Here is a 20,085-nt window from a genome sequence, read left to right on the forward strand (position 1 = left end):
AACGCAAGCCCCCGACTGCCTGATTTCGGCTTTGTCTTTGGCCGCGTTTGGTGATTAGTCAGGCCCACAGGAGACCTTTATGGCCGTCATCTTGATCACGGGCGGAGCGCGATCGGGCAAGAGCGCCCATGCGGAAAAACGCGCACGCAGCTTTCCGGGCCGTCCCGTCTACATCGCGACGGCCGAGGCGCTCGACGCGGAAATGGAAGCACGCATCGAAAAGCATCGCAGACGACGCTCAACCGATTGGATCGAGCGGGAGGTACCGCTCGATCTTCTGCAGGCGCTGATGGAAACCGATGGCGGCGGGCCTAGACTGGTGGACTGCCTGACCCTGTGGCTCTCCAACATGATGCATGCGCAGCGCAACTGGGATCACGAAGTCATGAAGCTCGCCGTCTTCCTGCGCGCCCAGAAGAGCCCCGTCGTCTTCGTCACCAATGAAGTCGGCCTCGGCATCGTCCCCGACAATGCGCTGGCGCGGAGCTTCCGCGACGCGGCCGGATTCATGAACCAGGCCATCGCGGCCGTTGCCGACGAGGTCGAATTCGTCGTCGCCGGCCTGCCGATGAAGCTGAAATGATGCCGCGCGACGAACTCTTGCGAGACGTCATCGCCGATCTCAGGATCGCGACATCGTTCGTGACGATCCTTCCCGTCGCCTCGTCGAAGCCAGCCGGCGACGGGGCCATCGCGCGCGCGGCATGGGCGCTTCCCGTTGCAGGGCTGGCGGTCGGCCTTAGCGGCGCTTTGGTTTATGCGATCGCCAGCCGGTTCGGTCTGGCACCGAATCTTGCCGCCCTGCTCGCGCTGGCCGCGACCGCCCTCATGACCGGCGCGCTGCACGAGGACGGCCTTGCCGATACTGCCGACGGGCTCGGTGGCGGCCGCACGCGCGAGCGCAAGCTCGAGATCATGCGCGACAGCCGGATCGGCACTTATGGCGTCTGCGCGCTGATCCTGTCGTTCGGCCTGCGCTGGAGCGCGCTCGCGGCGATCGCCAATCCGTGGGCCGTCGCGCTCGCGCTGTGCGCTGCGCATACTGCTGCCCGCGCGGGCTTGCCGGCCTTCATGTCGCAGGTTCCACCTGCGCGACCTGACGGCTTGTCGGCGAGTGCGGGATCACCGCCGGGCCGCAGCATTGCGATCGCCTTCGCCGTTGGGATCCTCGCGCTCGTGCTCGCGCTTGGGCCGGGCAAGGCGCTGGTGAGCCTGATCCTGCTCTCGCTCGCCGGCCTGATACTGGCGCGACTTGCCATCCGCCAGATCGGCGGGCAGACCGGCGACATCCTCGGCGCGTTCGAGCAGACGGGCGAGATTCTGATCCTGCTGGTTGCCGCAGCTTTCCAGATCGGACACTGACGTCATGGTCGAGTTCGATGACACCTTCCGCCAGCACTTGCGCGAGCTGTTCGTGTGGCGCCGTGACGTGCGCCGCTTTCGCACCGACCCGTTGCCGGACGGCGCCATCGATCGCCTGATCGAGATAGCCTGTCTCTCACCCTCGGTCGGCCTCAGCCAGCCCTGGCGCTTCGTCATCGTCGATGACGCTGCACGGCGTCGCGCCGTGATCGACGACTTCAAAGCGTGCAACGCCGACGCACTGAATGCCTATGCCGGTGAGCGCGCGGCGCGCTATGCCACGCTGAAACTGTCGGGTCTCGAACTGGCCCCCGGCCACCTCGCCGTTTTCGCCGACAAGGCCAGCGATGTCGGTCACGGCCTCGGCCGCGCGACGATGCCGGAGACGACGGAATATTCCGTGGTCGCGGCGATCACCGCGATGTGGCTGGCCGCGCGCGCCGACGGCATCGGGCTTGGCTGGGTATCGATCCTCCATCCGGATCGCATTCACGCCATTCTCGACGTGCCGGACACCTGGAACTTCATCGCCTATCTCTGCATCGGTTATCCGGAAATCGAATGCGACCGGCCCGAGCTGGAACAGGCGAAGTGGGAGCAGCGCCGCGGCGCGGATGAGTTCACGCTGCGGCGGTAAGCGCGTGCCCCGTACGGCCTACGACCTGCTCCTGCCAGCAACCGCCGCGACAGGCGCAGGGGTTTCCTGCTTCTGGAACATCAACAACGGCCGGAGAATGATACGGCCATAGGCTTCGTAGTGGTGCTGGGTCGAGACCGCCATCTTCAGCGGCGTCGCGTAATTCGCCTCGAAGGTCATGAACGACGCGTAGGTCCAGGAGAAGCCGACGCCGACCGAGCCCAGCTCGGTGATCCCGGGGAACGTCGAATACACCGCGCCCCAGTCGGTGAAGATGTAGGTGTCGAAACCCCTGAGCCATTGCGACCAATTGTAGTGCAGCTCGGCATTGAAGTAGTAGCCGCTGTCACCGGACGCCGAGTTCGAGGGATAACCGCGCACGGTGGTGGGACCGCCGATCGAGAAGATCTGGTCGCCCGGCAGCAGCTTTTCCTGCGTGTACTGCCAGCTCGCCAGCACATTGGTGCTGAAATTCGCCGGGCCCGCGGCGCTGGTCGCGAACATCGAACCGGTATAGGTGTTGAACGTGCGATTATTGCCCAGCACGTGGTCTTGCCATGTGATGTAGTTCACCGCCGGCGAAACCGTGATCGAATAGGTGTTGCCGGAATTGGTCACCGAGAGGCCCGCCGTGGCCTTGTCGTAATGATCATGGGTCACGGCGACCGTGGCGAAGCGGCTGACCGTCTTGCCCTCGGTCTCCGCGGCGTTGAGCAGCACCAGCCAGTTCTGCGTGACCCAGATCGGCTGGCTGAAATTGACCGCGGCCTGGCTCGAGCGTCCGGTGACGTCGAGCGCGACGAACGGCCCCTGGATGATCTTGATCTTGCCTTCGGTATAGCTGACGCCGGCGCGGCCGCCCCAGGGATTGACCGGAATGCTGTAGGCGACGTTGCCGTTGAGATTACCGTCGGAGCGGACGCCGTAGAAGGTCAGGCGGTCGTCGACGCCGAACAGGCCGTGGCGCTTGTAGAAGGCCCCACCCTCCCAACGCCCGGTGTTTTCCGCGCCCTGGTTGTCGGTGAAGAGTTGCAAGGTATCGACCAGCGGCTCGATCACGGCGAACTGGAGATCGGTCAGGCCGAAGCTCGTGCCGGGCTGGAGCAGCGCCTTGATCTGCACGTCGTTGGTTCGGTTGAACCAGATCACGTCGCGATTGAGTTTTGGAACGTCGAGAACCTCGCCTTCAGGCTCCTTCACGCGCTGAAGGATGTATTCGGTGCGGGTCTGCTTGTTGCCCTCGATGGTCGTCTTCTGCAGCCGGCCTTCGGTCAGCTTGACGCGGACGATGCCGCCCTTGGCATCCTGCTCGGGCAGCGTCGCGATGCCCGTGACGATGCCGCGCTCGGTATAGATGGCGTTGATGTCGGCGACGAGCTGCAGCAGCGAGGCGATGTCGACGTTCTTGCCGACATACTTCTTGGCGATCTCGTCGAGCTCGGCCGGGGTGATGAACTTGGAAGCGTCGAATTCGACCTTGCGCAGGCGGAAATTTCGGCCCGCCCGGCTTCAGGAGCTGGGACTTCTCCCGCTCGCCACCAATCACCGCCGGCCCGTTGAGCTTCGGCGGCGCGCTCTGCTGTTCGAGCTGCCTTCGTTGCCGGTCGACGTCGTTCTGGATCACGCCGGGATTGATCGACGGAATCTGCGCCCGCGCGGAAGCGATGCACGACGCTGCGAGCCCAACTCCTAATGCCGCCCCCAGAATCCGCATCCCTGGTCCCGTTACCATGCCTGTGCGAGACGGCCGATAGCCGGCTTCACCGCCTCGATCGCCGCGTCCTTCCAGCCGGCGCGTCCCACGCGCTGGCCCTGCCGGCGCAGCTTGCGCATGTCGCTCAGCCCCTCGACGTTGACGGCGGGACCAGAACCGATGGTCTCGACCGGCCGCGGCATCAGCAGTGCATCGAGCCGCGCCTTGCCGGAGAGACCGAGCAGGTAGAAGGTCCCCCCGTCCTTCTTCGCGAGCCAGGTCTCTATGCTCTCGGTGCCCTCGCCATCGACAGAGATGTTGCGCACCATGCTCGCGCCGGTGAAGTCGTTGCAGCAGGTGTGGGTCGGCCCATAGTTGGTGACCGTCGCGGAGACGTTGCCGGTGTAGAACACCACATAGGCGTTGCTGACATTGGCATTCCCGACCTGGTTCATCGTGAACACGCCACCCGGCTGGTAGAGCTGGAGCGACGGCCAGTTGGACGGGGCCGGCGTACGGTTGTTGAGCAGCACCTGCTGGGTTGCCGTGGTCAGCATCAACTGGCCCGGCACATAGCCGTTCAGGATCGCAACTGCGTGCGCATCGCTCCAGAAGTTGGCGTCCACGACCCTGAACTGGTTGATGATGATGCTGTCCGGATCGATCGAGACGTTGGCCGAGGTTGCGGTGCCGCCGTTGTAGCCGGTGATGTTCATGATCAGCGGAACCGACGGGTTCGAGCGAACCTGCTCGCCCTTGACGTTGATGGTATCGGCGGCGAGGTCGAGCTCCTTGACCACGCTGACCCAATCGATGGTCAGGTCGCCCGATGAAGTCAGCTTGATCACATTGCCGCTGACCCGGTCCAGCGAGACCGATCCGGCCACATCGAAATGCGTATCGCCGCTGGCCGAGATCGATCCGCCGCGGAGCGAGCCGGTGTCGGACTTGACGTTGAGGTCGCCGGCATCGCCCGGGATGCCTGTCGTGGTGAGCTGGCTGAAGACGATGTCGTTGACGGCATGCAGGGTCTGTGTGCCGCCGCTGATCGCGGTGCCAACGGTGATCCCCCCGGCAGTCGCGGTGACGTCGAGCGTGCCGCGGGTCGTGAGATTATCCCAATGAACGACAGTGCCGCTCAAGGCCGCGGTGCCGGTCGTGGCCGTGAGGTTATGACCGGTGTTGCTGCCTGCCGCGATCAGCCTTGCCGAGCCGTTGGCGGAGACCGAGCCGAGCGTCGGCACGCCGCCCGACATCACCGTCTGCGCCAGGATGAAGCCGTTGTCGGCGGTGACGTTGATGTTGCCGACGTCGCCGCTGTAGCCGGTGGCCGCGAGGGACTTGAACGTCACGTTCTGGGTGGCGTGGACCGTCTGCGACCCGCTGCTGTCGGCGGTGCCGATGACGATGCTGCCATTGCTCGCAAGGGCGCTGAAGGTGCCGCTCGCACCCGCCGCCGTACCCGCCAGCACCTGATCGAGCGTCAGCCCACCGGTGCCGAGGATGTCCACGCTGCCCTTCACTGCCGAGAGCAGGCTCGCCTCGGTGTCGGTCAGAGACTTCAGATAGATGTCGCCGGCACTCGTGCTTGCCGACAGCCGCGCGGCGCTGAGGATGAACCGGCTCGTCGCGTTGCCGATGCCGTTGGATGCGCTCAGCGAAACTTCGGCACCCGAGCCGGACGCGACGAATTTGGTCTGGCCGTCGCCATTGTCGATGATGGCTCCGAGCGAGGCGACGCCGCCGGAGGTGACGATGATCGAAGGCGTGTTCGAGGCCGCGGTATAGGAGAGCGATGAATTCAGCTGGCCGATGCTCGCGTCGCCGGTGGTGGTCACGGAGATCGCGCCGGCCGCGTTGATGGCGGAGTAAGCTCCCATCGACAGTGTCGCGGCTACCAGCGTCACCCCGCCGACGCTGCTGGTCGCTGTCACGGGGGCCGTGCCGATGCCGGCCGCGAAGGTCATGCCACGGTTGGCGAGGAGCTGCATCAAGCCGCCGCTGGCGAGGTCGGCATTGATGGTGAGCGCGCCGCGCGCAACGTTCAGCGTCTGTGCGCCGCCGGATGTCAGCGTCCCATAGGCGCCGTTGGTGCCGACCACGAGATCGCCGGTGACCGCGAGGATGCTGAGATCGCCGACCGCCGAGCCGGTCACGGCGCCGGAGATATTCACCTGCACCGGCTGGAAGGTCGAGCCGTTGAAGCCGATGCTGCCGCCGGCGCGCAGATCGAGGTCGGTGCCGAGAATATGGATCGCGGTACGGTCCGTGAAGCCGGACTCGGCGTAGATGCTGCCGGTCGCCGCGAGCTGGATTGCATTGCCGGCGGCGATGTTGCCGAGAATGAGATCGCCGGTGGTCTGCTTCACATAGATGCCCTGCGCCGACGAAACCTGGTCGAGCTGGTCGTTGGCCGGGTCGGCGAAGGCGATCTGGATCGCGTTCGCGTTGGTCGCGGGATTGCTTCCGGCAGCCCCGGGAGCGCCGACATTGCCGTGCTCGGCGATCAGGGTGAGGTTGCCGATATCGCCGGAGATCACCGGCGTACCGGTCACGCCCGCGGCGGCGGTGATGCTGGTGACGGCGTCGAGCTTGACGTCGCCGCGGCCGGTCACCTCGATGCCGTTGGCCTGCGCGGCCGCGATCGGGCCGTAGTTCGCGGTGATGCCGCCGAGCGTGAGGCTGTTCTTGCTGCCGAGATAGACATTGGTCAGCGCCTTGGCCGAGATCGCAATCGGGTTGTCGACAACGACGAGGTTCTGCTGCGACAGGCTGACCGTATAGGTCACGACGTGGGTGGTCGGATCCGTGACCGCGCCGACGGTGAGCTGACCCGGACCGGCCGTCGCGAGCAATCCCCTTTGCGCCGGCGTCAGCGACGAGGAATCGACGCTGGTGAAGGTGAACGTCTGGGGCGCAGCCGAATTGCCGACCGAGCCGTGCGGCGCGTAGAGCATGATCTGGTTGGCGCTGACGTTGGCCACGACGTTCTCGTCGATCGGCGGCGGTGCCGCGCCGACGGCCGACGACGAGACGGTGTAGGCGAGCTGGCTCTGCGTCCACTGCGCGCCCGCGGTGATGATGCCGTAGACCCGCTCGGTCGACGCGAGCGTATAGGCGTAGTTCGCATTGTAGGTGTTCAGCGCCGTTTGCAGCGCCGTATTGCTCGGCAGGCGCTGATTGGCTGTCGTTACGCCGTCGAACAGCTTCGTGAACAGGGTCGACGACAACGAGCTGCCGAACACGGTTCCCAGCGGATCTGCCGGTGCGGTGCCGAGCAATGTCGTCAGTGAGGTCTTGAGCTCATCGGTCGTGATCTTGCCGAGCAGGAACTGGTCCCTCAGGAACCGCGTCGTGGCCTCGACCTTCATGTCCGTCGTCGAGACGTTCGCGGGATCGATGCCGAGCTTGGCCGCCACCTGCGCCCGCAGCACGGTCAATCCCACCGAAGTCGGGTTGTAGGTGCTGCCGTTCGCGAAGGCGATGTTCTTGAGCTGGAAGTAGTCGTTATAGGCCGACGTCACCATCGACTGGTAGCTGTTGACGGCGTTGGTCGCGGCGTTGCCGCTGAGCAGGTCGAGGCTGGTCCAGACGTCCTGGAGATGCTGGCTCTGCGCCTGGGTGAGACCAACCGCCGCCCTTCCGTTCAGGATGCTGGCCTGGTTGCCGTCCGAGCCGGCCGCCTCGAGGAACACCGGGCCGCCGCTCGACTGGACCGTGCCGAGGCGCAGATCGCCCTTGGACTGCACGATGTAGGTGCCGGTCGCCGAGGCGCTGTCAAGAAACCCGCCATCGACATTGCCGCCGGCCTGCGTGGTGCCCGTCGCCTGGATCACGAGCGGATTGATGTTGGTCAGCGTGCTCGCGCCATTGATGACGGCGCTCGTCGCACCGATCGCGCCGGCGGTGGAGTTGATCTCGACGTTCTTGCCGATCACGACGGCGTTGGCGACGTCGTAGGGCGAGGCCGAGTTGATGTCGCCGGTCGCCGAGATAAAGACGCTGCCCTGCGGCGTGCTGCCCGCCGAATTCACCTTCACCTGATTGATCGAAAGCGAGCCGACGGCCGCGATCGCGATGTCGTGGTCGATTGAACTGGCCGTCAGGCTGCCGCCATAGACCTGCACCTGGACGGGAACACCGTTCGCGCCGATCGTGCCGATGCCGCCATCCGCCGAGAGAATGACGCTCCGTCCCGATATCACCGGGTTGTTCGCGTTCGTGCCGCTGGTGATAGCCGAATTGGCCCCCGTGGCGCTGACCGTCGTCGTACCCGAGAGGTTGTTGATCGGACCGTTGACGACGATGCCGGAGTTGGACGTGACCAGAACCGTGCTGTTGCCGCCGCCGCTGAACGAGATGTTGATCGGGTTCGACGCCTTCACCGTATTGGTCAGCGTCAGGGTCAGGTGATCATAGATATTCTGGTACCAGTTGTATTGGTTGTCCGTGCCGCAGCACTTCTCGGGATGGGTGTTGCCGCCACCGGTGTGATAGGAACCGGTCGCGGTGACGACTTCCTGGAAGTTCGATGTCTGTGGGCCAGTGCTGCCGCCGCCGCCCTGGGCCTGTTGCACGTCCGAAACCAGGCTGATGGTGCGGGTCCAGTTCTGCCCGGTGGCCGAGTTGGGCGTATAGTGCCATCCGTAGTCGAACTGCGTCGAGCTCGTCGGACGATCCAGCGTAGCCGTATCGACCCACTGGTAGAACATGTTTGCCTTGGTCGCGTACTGGATACCTGCCGTGCCGCTGAGGCTCGTCAACATCGTGTCTGTGTACTGGCTCGCATTGACGCCGCTCGTCTGATACGTCGACACCTGCTGGCCGCCCGCAGCGGACGGATTGTAGACGTACCACGTCGTCTGCTGCTTGAGCTGATCGACGATCTCGATCACGCTCGGCGCGCTGACGCCGGTATTGATGGTGTTGGTGACGAGCTGCAGGCCGGTTGTGTTGTTGACCGTGATCGAGCCGGCGCCACCTTTGACCGCGATAGTGCCTTGGGAGACACCGTCCTGGGTCGAGGTCGAGATGATCCTGCCGTTCAGATAGACGTAGCCGCCCGAGCCCTGCACCACGCCGTTCACGAGTATCTGGTCGGTGAGAGCGTTGTACTTCACCCCGATCTTGATGTCGCCGGCGGCCTCCGTCGTCGCAGACGCCGTGATGTCGTAATAGCTGCCGTTCCGTGCGTTGACCTGGGCCTGGGCAAAGTCCGCGCCCGCATTGCGGCTCTTGAGGTCGTTGATGGCGGTCAACGTGGAGCCGCCGATGTCGACCGAGTAATCGCTGCTCGTGCCGCTCTGGATGGTGCCGTTGATGTTGATGACCCCCGCCGAGATGATGATCGCCTTGCCGAAGATGAAGGGCGCGTTAGCCGGCGGGTTGGTCCCCGTGCTCGAGTTCGCGGCTGAGTTCGAAGACGCAGTCTTCGGCGTGATCACGTCCGGCTGGATATTGACGACCTGGAAATAGGCAGAGCACCCCGCGCAATTGAATGGCGAGTAATACGTCGCCGTGTGGTTGGTGGTGGTGGTGTTGCCCTGTGCATCTGTCGAGGTCGTGGTGTAGTCGTAGGTCGAGTTGCTGTAGACGCCTTGGCCGGTATAGGTATTTCGCTCCCACGGCGCGGTGGAGATGGTCTGAGCCGTCGGCCCCTCCATGATCGCGAGCGTAGCAGCGTTCGGCACGCTGCCGACGTTCGGGTTACCGTTGCCGGGCGCACCCTGGCCCATCGGCAGGAAGATCGCCGAATAGAGCGACAGGCCGTCGTAATATAGATTCAGCATGCGCGCGGTGAAGATGGTGCTGTTGCTCGCCGTCTGCTGAACGCCGTTATTGCCGTCGACGCAGCAATAGTACGAATACGGGTGGCCCGCTCCCCCTGCAATATGCGGAGCAGTCGCGTAGTCGCCATAGGCGCCAAGATAGGTTGCCGCCGCCATCACCGCCGTCAGCGTGTCGTTGTCACCCGGCTTGAATTGGACACCCGCCCATTGCGAGAGAACATCGTGGTTGGAGGTATAGAAGCTGCCGATGCCGCCGAGGAAGACGAACGAGCCGTTGGGCGCCACCATCTGGACGGTCGCGGCGTTGAGCGACTGCGACGCGACGATGCTGCCGAGATTGTTTGTGATCTTGAGCAGGCCGTTCTCGTTGTTGACGACGCCGTCGAAATAGATGTCGGGCGTGCGGGCCAGCTGGTTGCCGTTCTGGTCGACGCCGAGCCCGCTGGAGGGATCCAGGCGGTTGTAGGTGGCCGAAATGTCGATGATCGGCGTCGCGCTCGGCGTGGCGGTGAAGGTCACATTGGAGTGCGAATCCGGATCGACATGGTCGATCTGGCGATAGGTGATGTTTCCTCCGGTGATATTGGTGACCGTGAGGTTGGCCAGGTCCATGAAGTCGAGACCCCTGTTCTCGATCTTGATCATCGGCGAGCTGCGCGCGATGACCGCCGGCGCAATCGGATTCGTGCCGCTGTTTCCGGTCAGCTTCTGCGCCAGGATCGAGACGTTGCCGGCGGACACCAGCATATCGCCGAATGCGAAGGCATTGCCGGCGGCGTCGGAGGTATACGGCGCCTGCTGGATCAGCGCGTTGATCTGGCGCTGGAAGTCGCCGGTCGGATCGGTGCCGGATGGCGACATCGTGGCGGGGGCCGCGGGCGTCGCCGCCGCGAGCTGTGTGCGGATCTGCGTCGCGGTCAGGCCGGTCAGCGCGGCGAGCTGGTTGACGACGCTCTGATAGGGATTGAAGCCGCCGACGATGGTGTACTGGACCACCTGGTGGTTCCAGCTCATCATCGGGTTGAAGTGATCGACGTCGGCGACATATTCGAGCGTGGGGGTCGACGAACCGCCGGACAGCAGTGACGAGTAAGGACTCGTCGTGCTCGCAGTCGGCGCGCTCGCACCTATGTCGATCGTAATGGTGATGTCGTTGTTAATGCCCGCGACCACCAGGCCATTGAGCGCGACATCGCCGGTTCCGCTGGTGTGGCTGTGGTTGTCGCTGTTCTTGGCGCTGAAGATGTCCAGATACGGATTGTAGTTGCTACCGTTGCCGGAAGCCGTGACCTGCCCCTGGGTCGCTCCCAGGGAAATGTTCTGGACGCCAAGCACGCTCGAGGTGTTGGCGAGCGTCAGGCTCGTGGTGTCATCGGCATTGGCCGTGCCGCGGTAGAGCGTGGAGATCGGAATGGCGGTGTTGTTGTAGACGACCGTCGTCGCGCTTGCCTGCACGCTGCTGAAGATGATGGTGTCGCCCGACATGCCGGCATAGATGTTGATCTGGCCCCAGGCCTCGACCTTGGCGTTGTTGCCGACGGTGACGGCCTGGTTGGCATGAACCCAGCTGTTGGTGCTGGCGCCGACGCCGGCGATCGCGCCGTAGAGACTGGCATTGGCGTTGTTGGCCGCCGCCATCTTCGCAGCCGTGCCGATATAGATCTTGCCGGCGCTGAAGAGTTCGCGGGCATTGATGTTGACCGCGAGCGTGGCGTTCGCCGTCATGTTGGATTCGGCGCCGCCGCCGGCGAAGAAGGCGGCTGTGGCCAGGCTCGCCGTGTCGTTGGTATTGAGCGTGTTGTAGGCCTCGATGTTGATCACCGCCGCCGATGTCCGCGGATCGCCGTTGAGGCTCAGCACCGCCCCGGCGCCGATGTTGGTGGTGACGGTCTGGGTGACATGCGTGTTGCTCAGTGCCGCTGCACCAGCGAACACGCCACCGGAGCCCGACCGCGCGCCGCCACCAGCCTGGTTGACGATGTCGTTGGCGATGACGACCATGTCGCCGCCGGCCGAGTTGATGATCAGATGAGGTCCAATGTCGACGGTCGTGGTGGCGTTGACGTCGTTCTGCGCGCTGCCACCGGAGACGCCGGCCGTGGACGCCTGGTAGGCGTCGCCGCTGGCGGCATAGTTCGTGGTGTGCTTGGCCTGGATGTTGAGGCCGCCAAAGAAGAGCGTGTCATCCGTCGTGCCGCCGTCGAACCGCGCATTGGTCACGGCGGTCGAGCTGGTCGTTGCGACCGCGGCGGCGCCGGCATAAGTGCCGCCCGCGCCGACCGTCGCGTTGGAGACGTTGATGTCCTTGCCGGTTGCGGTGATCTGGAGGATGCCGGTGTAGTCGGTGTGATTCAGATGGGTCGCGTCCATATCGTCGGGGGCACCCAGATAGGCGTAGGTGTGCGCGCTCGAGGACGTCTGGGCGACCGTCGCACCCACTGCCAGGAAGCCGGTCGAAAGTCCGGTGGCCTGGGCGTATTGGCTGCTGTCGTTCTGGGCCGTAATGACCACGTCGGCGTTGGGAAGCGTAATCCCGGTGCCTCCATACGCACTCACCGTCGCGTTCTCGGACGCCCTGGCGTAGCTGCCTTGTGCACCGATCAGCGAACCGCCGCCGCCGGCGAGCGACCAGGCGTAGGTCGTCGTGCCGCTCGTCGGAACCAGCGCCATCGCGGTTACGGCGAGCGCACCGCCCGAGAAGCTGGTGTTGTCGCCGACATCGGCGGTGACAGTGGCCGTCACCAAGGATTCCGCGACGGATACGCCGATGGCGCCGCCGCCGACCGCGACGCCGATCGCTTCGCTCGAAAGATTGGGGGTGAGCGATGCCGACACCAGCGTGCCGACGCCGGCCGCGGAGGTGGTGATCGAGGCGCTGGAACCGATCTCGGCCAGAACAGTCGAATTTTCCTTTGCGGTGGCGACTGCCCCGTCACCGGCGACGATGCCGCCGGCGACCGCGGTCGCGGAGGCCGACATTGCGCCGGCCTCGCCTGCGCCAACCGCAAGGGTCGAGCTGTTCACCGTCGCGTTCGACAGCACCTTTGCCGCGACCGAACTGGATCGTCCCGTAGTGGCGATCGATACCCCGATGGCCGCGAGGCCGCCGGTGCCGCCGCCCGCGGTCACGCTCTGGGTCGAGCTGTCCATCGCCATGACCGCGACGCCGGTGCCGCCCGAGCCGGTCACGGAGCCACCGAGCTGCGCCGTGACCGTGTTGGCGACGTTGCCGACCGCCACGGCGGCATCCGCGCCGAAGTAGAGCGCGGCACCGCCGGCGATCGCCTCGCTGTCGACGGTCTTGCCCGAATAAGGTCCGGTGTCGGCGTCCTTGACCCGCGCGGCGACCGTCACGGAAGGCGCCGCAACGATCGCGCTCAGATTGGCGAGCACGCTGCTGTTGACACTGGTGTAGCCGATGCCGGCACCGATCCCGATATTCTTGCCAAAGCCGGCGCCGAGCAGGAACATCTTGGTCGCGTTGGCGCTGGTGGCGCCGACGTTGACCTGCGTGCCGGTGACATTGCCACCCGCGATCTGAGCGGTGACACCGTCATTGCCGCCGGTCAGCACGGTGCTGACGTCGTAGGTCGAGGTTGCGTTGGCGTTGCTCGGATTGCCCGAGGTGCCGCTCGCGACCGCGTCGCTGCCGTGCGAGGAATTGGTGCCCGCGTTCACCGACGCGATGGTGCCGTTGTTGCCCTGGTTGAGCTGGCCGGTCTGCTCGCCCTGCGTATCCGGATCGGCGGTGTTGGTGCCGATGATGATGACGCCGACGGTCGCGCCGATGCCGATGCTGCCGCCGATGCCGGCGGTGACCGCGTAGGACAGCACTTCCTTGGTGCTGAGCGCGCCGACATTGATCGCACCGGACGAATTGAGGTTGCTGTTGCGGCTTTCCGCAATGGTCTGGCTCTTGAAGACGATGACGTTCGCCGCCGCGCCGACACCGACGCCGGACCCGCTGGCTGCAATCGAAAGTGCGCCGGCGATCTCCTTGATCGCCACGTCCTCGGTGGCGTTGATGGTGACGGCCCCGGCCGCGCCCCCCGTGGGGGACTGCAGCGTAGTGTCGTAAACGCCCGCGATGGTGGTGTTGTTGGCGATCTCGATGTTGGCCATGCCGGCGATCGCCGCCGTGCCGGTCGAAAGCGCCCCGCCGATCGAATAGGCCTGGAAGCGGTTTTTCGTCGTTGCCGTGACGTCGAGCGCGCCGCTCAGATTGACCGCGGTCGTGTGCGCCGCGCCGTTGCCCTGGTAGTGGAACTCGTCGCCGACGTAGGCCTCGGTCCGGTTCGCCGAGACCTGGACCAGGAAGGCCGCACCGATCGCGGCCTGGCTGCCATAGGCGCCCGAGCCGTTCGCCGACGCTATACCGGTGGCGTCGTAGGCATTGACCGTGAGCGAGGACGCCGTGAGGGAACCGCCGTCGACATAGGCTTCGGTGGTTGCGACGAAGACGTTCAACCCGACGGAGCCGGTGCCGAAACCGACCGCGATCGATGACGCGTCCTGCTCGGCATTGGCTTTCACGGTGACGGCGCCCACTGTTGCGCTCGCCGACTGCACACCGCCCACGGTCGCATTGGTGATGTAGGCCTCGGTGTCACGCGACATCGTCGTGCTGAGAATGGTCGCACCGCCGCCCCCGCTCCCGGTTGGCGGTACCACGCCGGCGCCGAACGCGCCGGAATAGGAGAAGCTGCTGGCGGCCACGTCGATCTGCGGGTCGAGCGTCGAACTTGCCAGCCGCGTGTCGATCGCCGCGCCGTCGATATAGGCCTTGGTGGATCCGCTCATCACATTGGTGATCGGATTGATCATGATGGAGATGCCCGAGCCCGCGGACAGCGTTGCGACGTTGGTGACGACAGCCTGGTGCGAACTGGCGACGACGGCGAGGCCGCGTACGCTCTCCTGGGTCTCGCTCAGATCGGGCGTGGTGTCGGTGGGCGCGCTGAAGCCGCCGAGATCGATCGCATGCGCGAGCGTGCCGCTGTTGACCGAAAGCACGTCGCTCGTGCTGGTTCCGAGCGCATCCACCTTCGTCGTCGTCCCGCTGATATAGGCCGCGGTGGTGCCGGTGATCTTGTTCGTGACCATCGAGCCTGCACCGCCGGCCGCGCCCTTGCTGATCGACACGGCGCCGGCGAAAACGCCCGCTTTGTCATTGTTGCCGGCAATCACGGCAACGTTGTTGTTCGCGGTAACGTCGGCCCCGCCGGTGATGCTGGCGGTGACGTTGGTTCCCATCAGGTTGGTGGCGACCGAACCCGCAAGGCCGATCTGCGAAGAAATCGCAATGCCGACGGCAACCGTCGATATGCCAGCGTTCGAGTTCGCGTTGACGGCCACGCTGCCCGAGGCGGTCAGCTTGGAGCCGGTGACGCCTGCACTGACATTGTTGGCGATGCTGCTGTAGACGAGTGCCAGGCCCGCGGCGCTGCCTTGCGTCGAGGCGCCAGCGACTGCGGCGGCTCCGGTGATGCTCGAATTGTCGCTCGCGGTGACGGAGATGTTGGAGGCCGTGACCGTTGATTGTGTCGTGTCGGACTGGCTATTGCCGATCGCCGCCGAAACGGTATTGGCGATCGAGCTGATCGTCATGCCGCCGACGCCGGCAAACTGGCCGCTCGCCAGGCCGAACCCGATCGTGACCGATTGGATCTTCGTGATGTCGACCGCATTCACACTGACACTGCCGAGGGCCGACATCCGGACGTTGGCGATATAGGCCGAATGCGTCGTTGCGATGGTATCGTACACCATCGAGGCGCCGACATTGTTCTTGCCGGCCTGGATGGTGCCCGCAACGGAGATGATGCTGGCACCCGGACCGTTACCCGTGCCACCGTTGAGCGCCGCCGCGCTGAAATCGATGCAGTTCTGCGTGCCATTGCCGGCGGCGGCAGTGCACGTGTCGGACGCGAGATGATTGTTGTTCGACTTCCTGACGAGATTGCCGAGCGCCGTATCGAGGTCCGACACGGCGCCGCTGTCAGCAAGCACTGTCACGCGCCCGACGTTGATGTTCACCGTCGCGCTGCTGCTGATATAGGCCGTGGTCGTGGGCGTAATCTCGTCGACGACGATCGCCCCGGCAAGTCCGTTGGCGTTGCTCCCTGCCCCGCCCGAGGCCGCACCGGCCGCAATCACGCTGGCGCTGTCGGCCAGCACCAGCAGGCTGTCATAGTTCGAGATCGACGTGTTGCGGATATGCGCGTCGGTGGCGTTGCCGCCCGAGGGATCGGCAATCGACGCATAGGTCAGCGCGATGCCGACACCGGCCTTGCCGCCCGACAGATAGAGCGAACCGCCGCCGATTGCGATGTTCGTGGTCTGATAGGCATCCACCTCGATCGCGCGATTGGTCCCCGTCGCGACGCCCGTGATCGTCGAGTTCTCGATATATGCATTGGCACTGTCGGTGACGATGCCGACAGATCCCGACAGAGCGAGCGCATTGGCCGACGTTCCGCCGGCCACGCCGAGTGCGACGACGGTCTCCGACCCGCCATTGAGCGCCTGCACCGTCACAGACATCTGGTTCTGCATCGTGGTGCCGGAGATATAGGCGAGCGTGGCATTGTTGGATATCGCCGCCGCGATGGCGGCGCCGATCGCTGCTCCCTGAGACGACCCGCCGGACATATTGGCCGCGGCGGAGCCGGAGCCGTTGCTGAGGATCGTGTCGTTGAGCGCCTGCACGATCGTATTCGTGTTCACCGCGGTCGCCGTGGTGAATTTGTTGACCGACGTATTCTTTATATAAGCACTGGTCCCGAGCGAGACGTCGCTCACGGACGAGCTGCCCGCAAGGTCCATGGTGAAGCCGCTCGTGCTCGATCCCGAGCCCGAGCTGATCTTGTTTGCAGCCAGCGCGATCCCGGCCGGCCCGCCGGTCGCGGCGGCACCGGCGGCGTTCGCCTTGTCGGCGAAGCTGGACAATGACGGCTCGCTAATCGAAGCCGCGACGGCCGCAGACGTGATCCGGCCAGAGGTGGTGGCGCTGATCGTGAGGTTGTCGGCGTTGACGAAGCCGCTTCCGCCGCCGTTGCCGGCAAACGGATCGTTGCTACTGAACGGCCCCGGCCGGATGTCGGAATGGTTGTCGCCGATATAGGCGGACGTATCCATATTCGCGCCCAGATAGGCAACGGACAATCCAACCGCCGAACCGCCGCCGACATTGACCGCGCCGGCGATCGTCACCACGGACAGATCCTGCTGCGCCAGGACGCCGAGCGTCGGAGAAAAGACGCTGGCCTGGCTGGAGATCGAGGCGTGCGTCGTGTTGTTGAGGAAGCCGAGCGAGGTGATGCCGTTCAGCGCCAGCGCGCCACCGGCCTTTCCGGATGACGGCGCGACCGCGACGAACTGGTCCGAGGTGATCGCATTGACGGCGATATCGTCCGCCGCCCGCAGCGATGCACTCTCCGAAACGCCGGCGATCGTGCTGGTGTTGAACTGGACGAAATTGAGCGAGCCGCCCACCGAGGAGCCGCCGGACGTGTTGCCGGGCAGGAAGCCGAGTGTACCGACATTGCCGGCGGCGTCGATCGACGCCGTCGTCGTCGTTGCCGCGATCTGGATGCTGGCGTCGTAAGTGTGGACGTCGCCGTTGTTCAGCGTCGCGGACCAGCTGCTGCCGCAAGCCGCCGTGCATGTCGCGGTCAGGCTGGCGCTGCTTGCCACCCACGCCGTCGTATCGTTGTTCACGACAAAATGGTTCACCGAGCCGGCCACGGCGGCGGTATCGCCCGCGTCGGCCGTGGCGTTGGCATAGCTGGTCAGGATGTTGCCGCCGACGCCGAGATTGCCGTTGAGGTGGCTGAGAACCTCGGTCAATCCGTCCCACTTCAGCCAGGTATTGGTGATCGGCATCCAGGTGCTGGAGTCGACGGCGATGTTGGCCGCATTGATCACGGTGCCGCCGCCGACATAGGCGTTCGAATTATGATTGAAATTGCCCCATGCGACCGCGGCGCTGATCGCGACTCCCTCGCCGCTCGTGGGGTCCGAGGCAATCGCAGACGCGGTGGCGTTGCTGCGCACACCTCGATCGACGAGGGTGCTGACGACGGCGACGTTGCCACTGACATAGAGGCTCGGTGCGCCGCCGTTCGGATTCTGGCCGATCGACGCGGTGGCGTTTTCGGTGCTGTTGGCCAGCGACAGCGCGGCGGCGGCCTTCAAATTGAAATTCACCGGCATCAGCGGGATCATATGCTGAGCGATGATCGAACCCGGGCTGGCCGTGGAGACCATGAAATCCTGGATCGCGCCGATCACGGCCGGCGTACCGACGATGGTTGAAGCCATGGTCGAGTTGCTCGTGGTGTTCGACGTCGCCTCGACCATCACGGAGCCGTTCATCCGTGACGACGTGCTGGTGCCCAGTGATGCGCCGAGCTTTGCGGTGGCCGACGTGGTGACGTCGCTGATGGCGAGCGCCCCGCCGATGCCGCCGCTCGCGTTCGGTGTGCTCAGCGCGACCGCGGTGGCACTGGTCGAGAACGAATTGTTGTTGATCGCACGCACCGTCAGCGAATTGCCGGATGCAATCACGTTGCCGACGGAGAGGTTCGCGCCGGTCGCGACATTGGCCGTGGTCGAGACCGAGCCGGTAGAATAGGCAACGGTCGCGACGAATTGCGCGCTGGACGTCGCCGCGACCGCAGTCACGTTCAACGTGGCGTCATTGGTGGCGTGGATGTTGAGGTTGCCGCCCGCGCTGATCGTGGCGCCGGAGGCCACGTTGGTGGTGACGTTGCCGTCGAGCTTGCCGACGACGGCGGCGGCGCCGATCGGCGAGCCACCGAGCAAGGTGCTCGCCAGCGCCGGATCCTGCGCCGTTTCCGAGCCGTGCGACTTGATGTCGACGTTGCCGACGCCGTTGATGTTGGCGTGGCCGTTGATGTTGACCGTCGCCGTGGCGCTCGCGGCCACATAGCCGCCGTTGAGGCCGAGCAGCGAGGCCGCAAGCGTGGTGCCGACCAGCGTGAAGAGGCCGGGAACCGAGCTGGTGAAGCTCGATGTCGCCGTCGAGGTCGCACCGATCGAGATGTCGCCGCCAGTGATCTGGCCATCGATCGTGATCCCTGTGGTGGCGGTGGCCTGGCCCGACAGCTTGGTGTCGCTCGCCGTCGCGGTCAGTGTGACACTGCCGCTGGCGTAGTTCGTTCCGCCAATATTGATCGCCTGGGCGAGAATCTTCGCCCCGTTGACCACGCTGATGGTCGGCGCGTCGATCTCGACGTTGATGGCGTTGCCGACGGAATGAGTCTTGGTGGCGTCAAGATTACGGGCATCGATCACCGCATGCGCGGCCAGCGTGATCGAATTGTCGGCCTGAACTACATAGGTGCCACCGGCGCTCAGCGCCGCGATGGCGTTGGCGACGGACGTGTTGCCGAGGGTTACGCCGACGTCGCCCTGGCTGGCGTCGCCGATCACCACATCGGTCGGGTCGATCAGCAGCGTGCCGGCCCGGCCGCTGGGTGCGGCAAGGTTGATCGTAACGCCGCTGCCCACGTCGATGACGCCGTTTCCGCTCAGCTCGACCAGCCCCGCATTGCCGGTTTTCGAGCTGGCATTGATCTTCGCGCCGGTCTTCACGGTCACGTCGTTGCCGGCCTTGACGAGGACGCCGCCGGCATCCGCAGTCCGGCTCGCCGTGCTCAACCGCGCATTCTTGCCGAGTTCGGCCTGGTTGCCGGCCACGACCGTGATGTTGCTCGGCGTCGTGGTCTTGCTTCGCACGCTCAGCCGTCCGTTGACACTGACGTTGTTGACGGCGCCAATGTGGATGGAGCCGTTGCGCACGGAGATCGCGGCGGCGCTGCGCAGCCCCTTGGAATTCACCGAGGCTGCGAACTTCGCGGCGTGATCGAGATTGGCGATGTCTCGCTGGCTGGCACCGCCGACAAGAACGTTCTGCCCGGTCAGGCGCACGCCGTCGATGGCATTGACCCGGCCGTAGATCCGGATGTTGCCGTCCGGCGAGACCGGGAACGAGCCCGCCATCAGATTGGCGACGGCGGAGCCGTTGATCTGCCCCTGCGCGCCGATCAGGCTGTCCGTGAACTCGCGCGTCGGCGTCGAAACGTTGAGGCTACCGACATTGACCGTGCCGCTGCGGCCGACCACGAAGCCCTTGGGATCGGCGAAATAGACGTTACCGCCGATCGCGCCATTCATGTAGGAGTTCAGCGTGCCGTTGACGTAGACCGGTGCGTCGCGAACGATGTTGACGAGATTTTGTGTGCCGGTCGGCAGTTGCAAATTGACGGTGTTGCCCTGCCCGACGCTGAACCGTGAGAACGAGTTGAAGGCACTGTTGCCGGAGACGGTCGACGTCGTGACGTTGGTTACGCTGCCGGACGTCTGAAGGCTGGTCCCGGTGCGGCCGTCCGGCGTAATCACGTTCGCCGTCTGCGCCTGCAGACGGACGCTGAACACCGGCAGGAAGACCATCTGCATCGCGCAGAGCAGTGACATCGAACGGAAACGCGCAAGCCCCCGTAGCGTCAGCTCGTCATTCTCACGCCTTGCAGATGGTCGGCGCATTTCAGATCCTCTTCATCGGCACTGGCGCCGATCCA

5 protein-coding genes and 1 pseudogene are annotated in these 20,085 nt (G+C 65.0%); 3 read left to right on the forward strand and 3 right to left on the reverse strand.

The genetic code is table 11. The features are described from left to right. Positions 1-79 precede the first annotated feature (79 nt). From cobU to bluB, 3 genes are read left to right on the forward strand one after another with little or no spacing between them, the layout of a single operon-like run. Positions 80-583, forward strand: coding sequence for a bifunctional adenosylcobinamide kinase/adenosylcobinamide-phosphate guanylyltransferase (gene cobU / locus AC0L27_RS00425; protein WP_354206573.1), 504 nt, complete (start codon positions 80-82; stop codon positions 581-583). After that, entirely contained in the window at positions 580-1,362 is a 783-nt protein-coding gene (gene cobS, locus AC0L27_RS00430) for an adenosylcobinamide-GDP ribazoletransferase (protein ID WP_354206575.1), read from the forward strand. Before cobU ends, cobS begins: the two co-directional genes overlap by 4 nt. Before the next feature lie 4 nt (positions 1,363-1,366). Further along, entirely contained in the window at positions 1,367-1,999 is a 633-nt protein-coding gene (gene bluB / locus AC0L27_RS00435; protein WP_473317820.1) for a 5,6-dimethylbenzimidazole synthase, read from the forward strand. 18 nt (positions 2,000-2,017) lie between these two features. Here bluB and AC0L27_RS00440 read toward each other — a convergent pair whose 3' ends face one another. The 3 genes and pseudogenes from AC0L27_RS00440 to AC0L27_RS00450 all read right to left on the reverse strand — a co-directional run bounded on the left by AC0L27_RS00440 (position 2,018) and on the right by AC0L27_RS00450 (position 20,050). After that, positions 2,018-3,058: a ShlB/FhaC/HecB family hemolysin secretion/activation protein gene (locus AC0L27_RS00440; protein ID WP_473317821.1), complete on the reverse strand. Its 1,041-nt coding sequence runs from the start codon at positions 3,056-3,058 to the stop codon at positions 2,018-2,020. Positions 3,059-3,322: 264 nt separating this feature from the next. Beyond that, positions 3,323-3,484 (reverse strand): annotated as a pseudogene (locus AC0L27_RS00445) (POTRA domain-containing protein); the annotation flags it as partial. A gap of 240 nt (positions 3,485-3,724) precedes the next feature. Beyond that, on the reverse strand, positions 3,725-20,050 hold the full coding sequence (locus tag AC0L27_RS00450) for a leukotoxin LktA family filamentous adhesin (protein WP_473317822.1): 16,326 nt from the start codon (positions 20,048-20,050) through the stop codon (positions 3,725-3,727). Positions 20,051-20,085 lie beyond the last annotated feature (35 nt).

The sequence above is a fragment of the Bradyrhizobium sp. Ken51 genome (assembly GCF_055807435.1).

Excerpts from the sequence above, each read along its gene's own strand:
- cobS (WP_354206575.1), top strand. The coding sequence starts at position 580 with ATGATGCCGCGCGACGAACTCTTGCGAGACGTCATCGCCGATCTCAGG.
- bluB (WP_473317820.1), top strand. The coding sequence starts at position 1,367 with ATGGTCGAGTTCGATGACACCTTCCGCCAGCACTTGCGCGAGCTGTTC.
- AC0L27_RS00450 (WP_473317822.1), bottom strand. The coding sequence starts at position 20,050 with ATGCGCCGACCATCTGCAAGGCGTGAGAATGACGAGCTGACGCTACGG.
- cobU (WP_354206573.1), top strand. The coding sequence starts at position 80 with ATGGCCGTCATCTTGATCACGGGCGGAGCGCGATCGGGCAAGAGCGCC.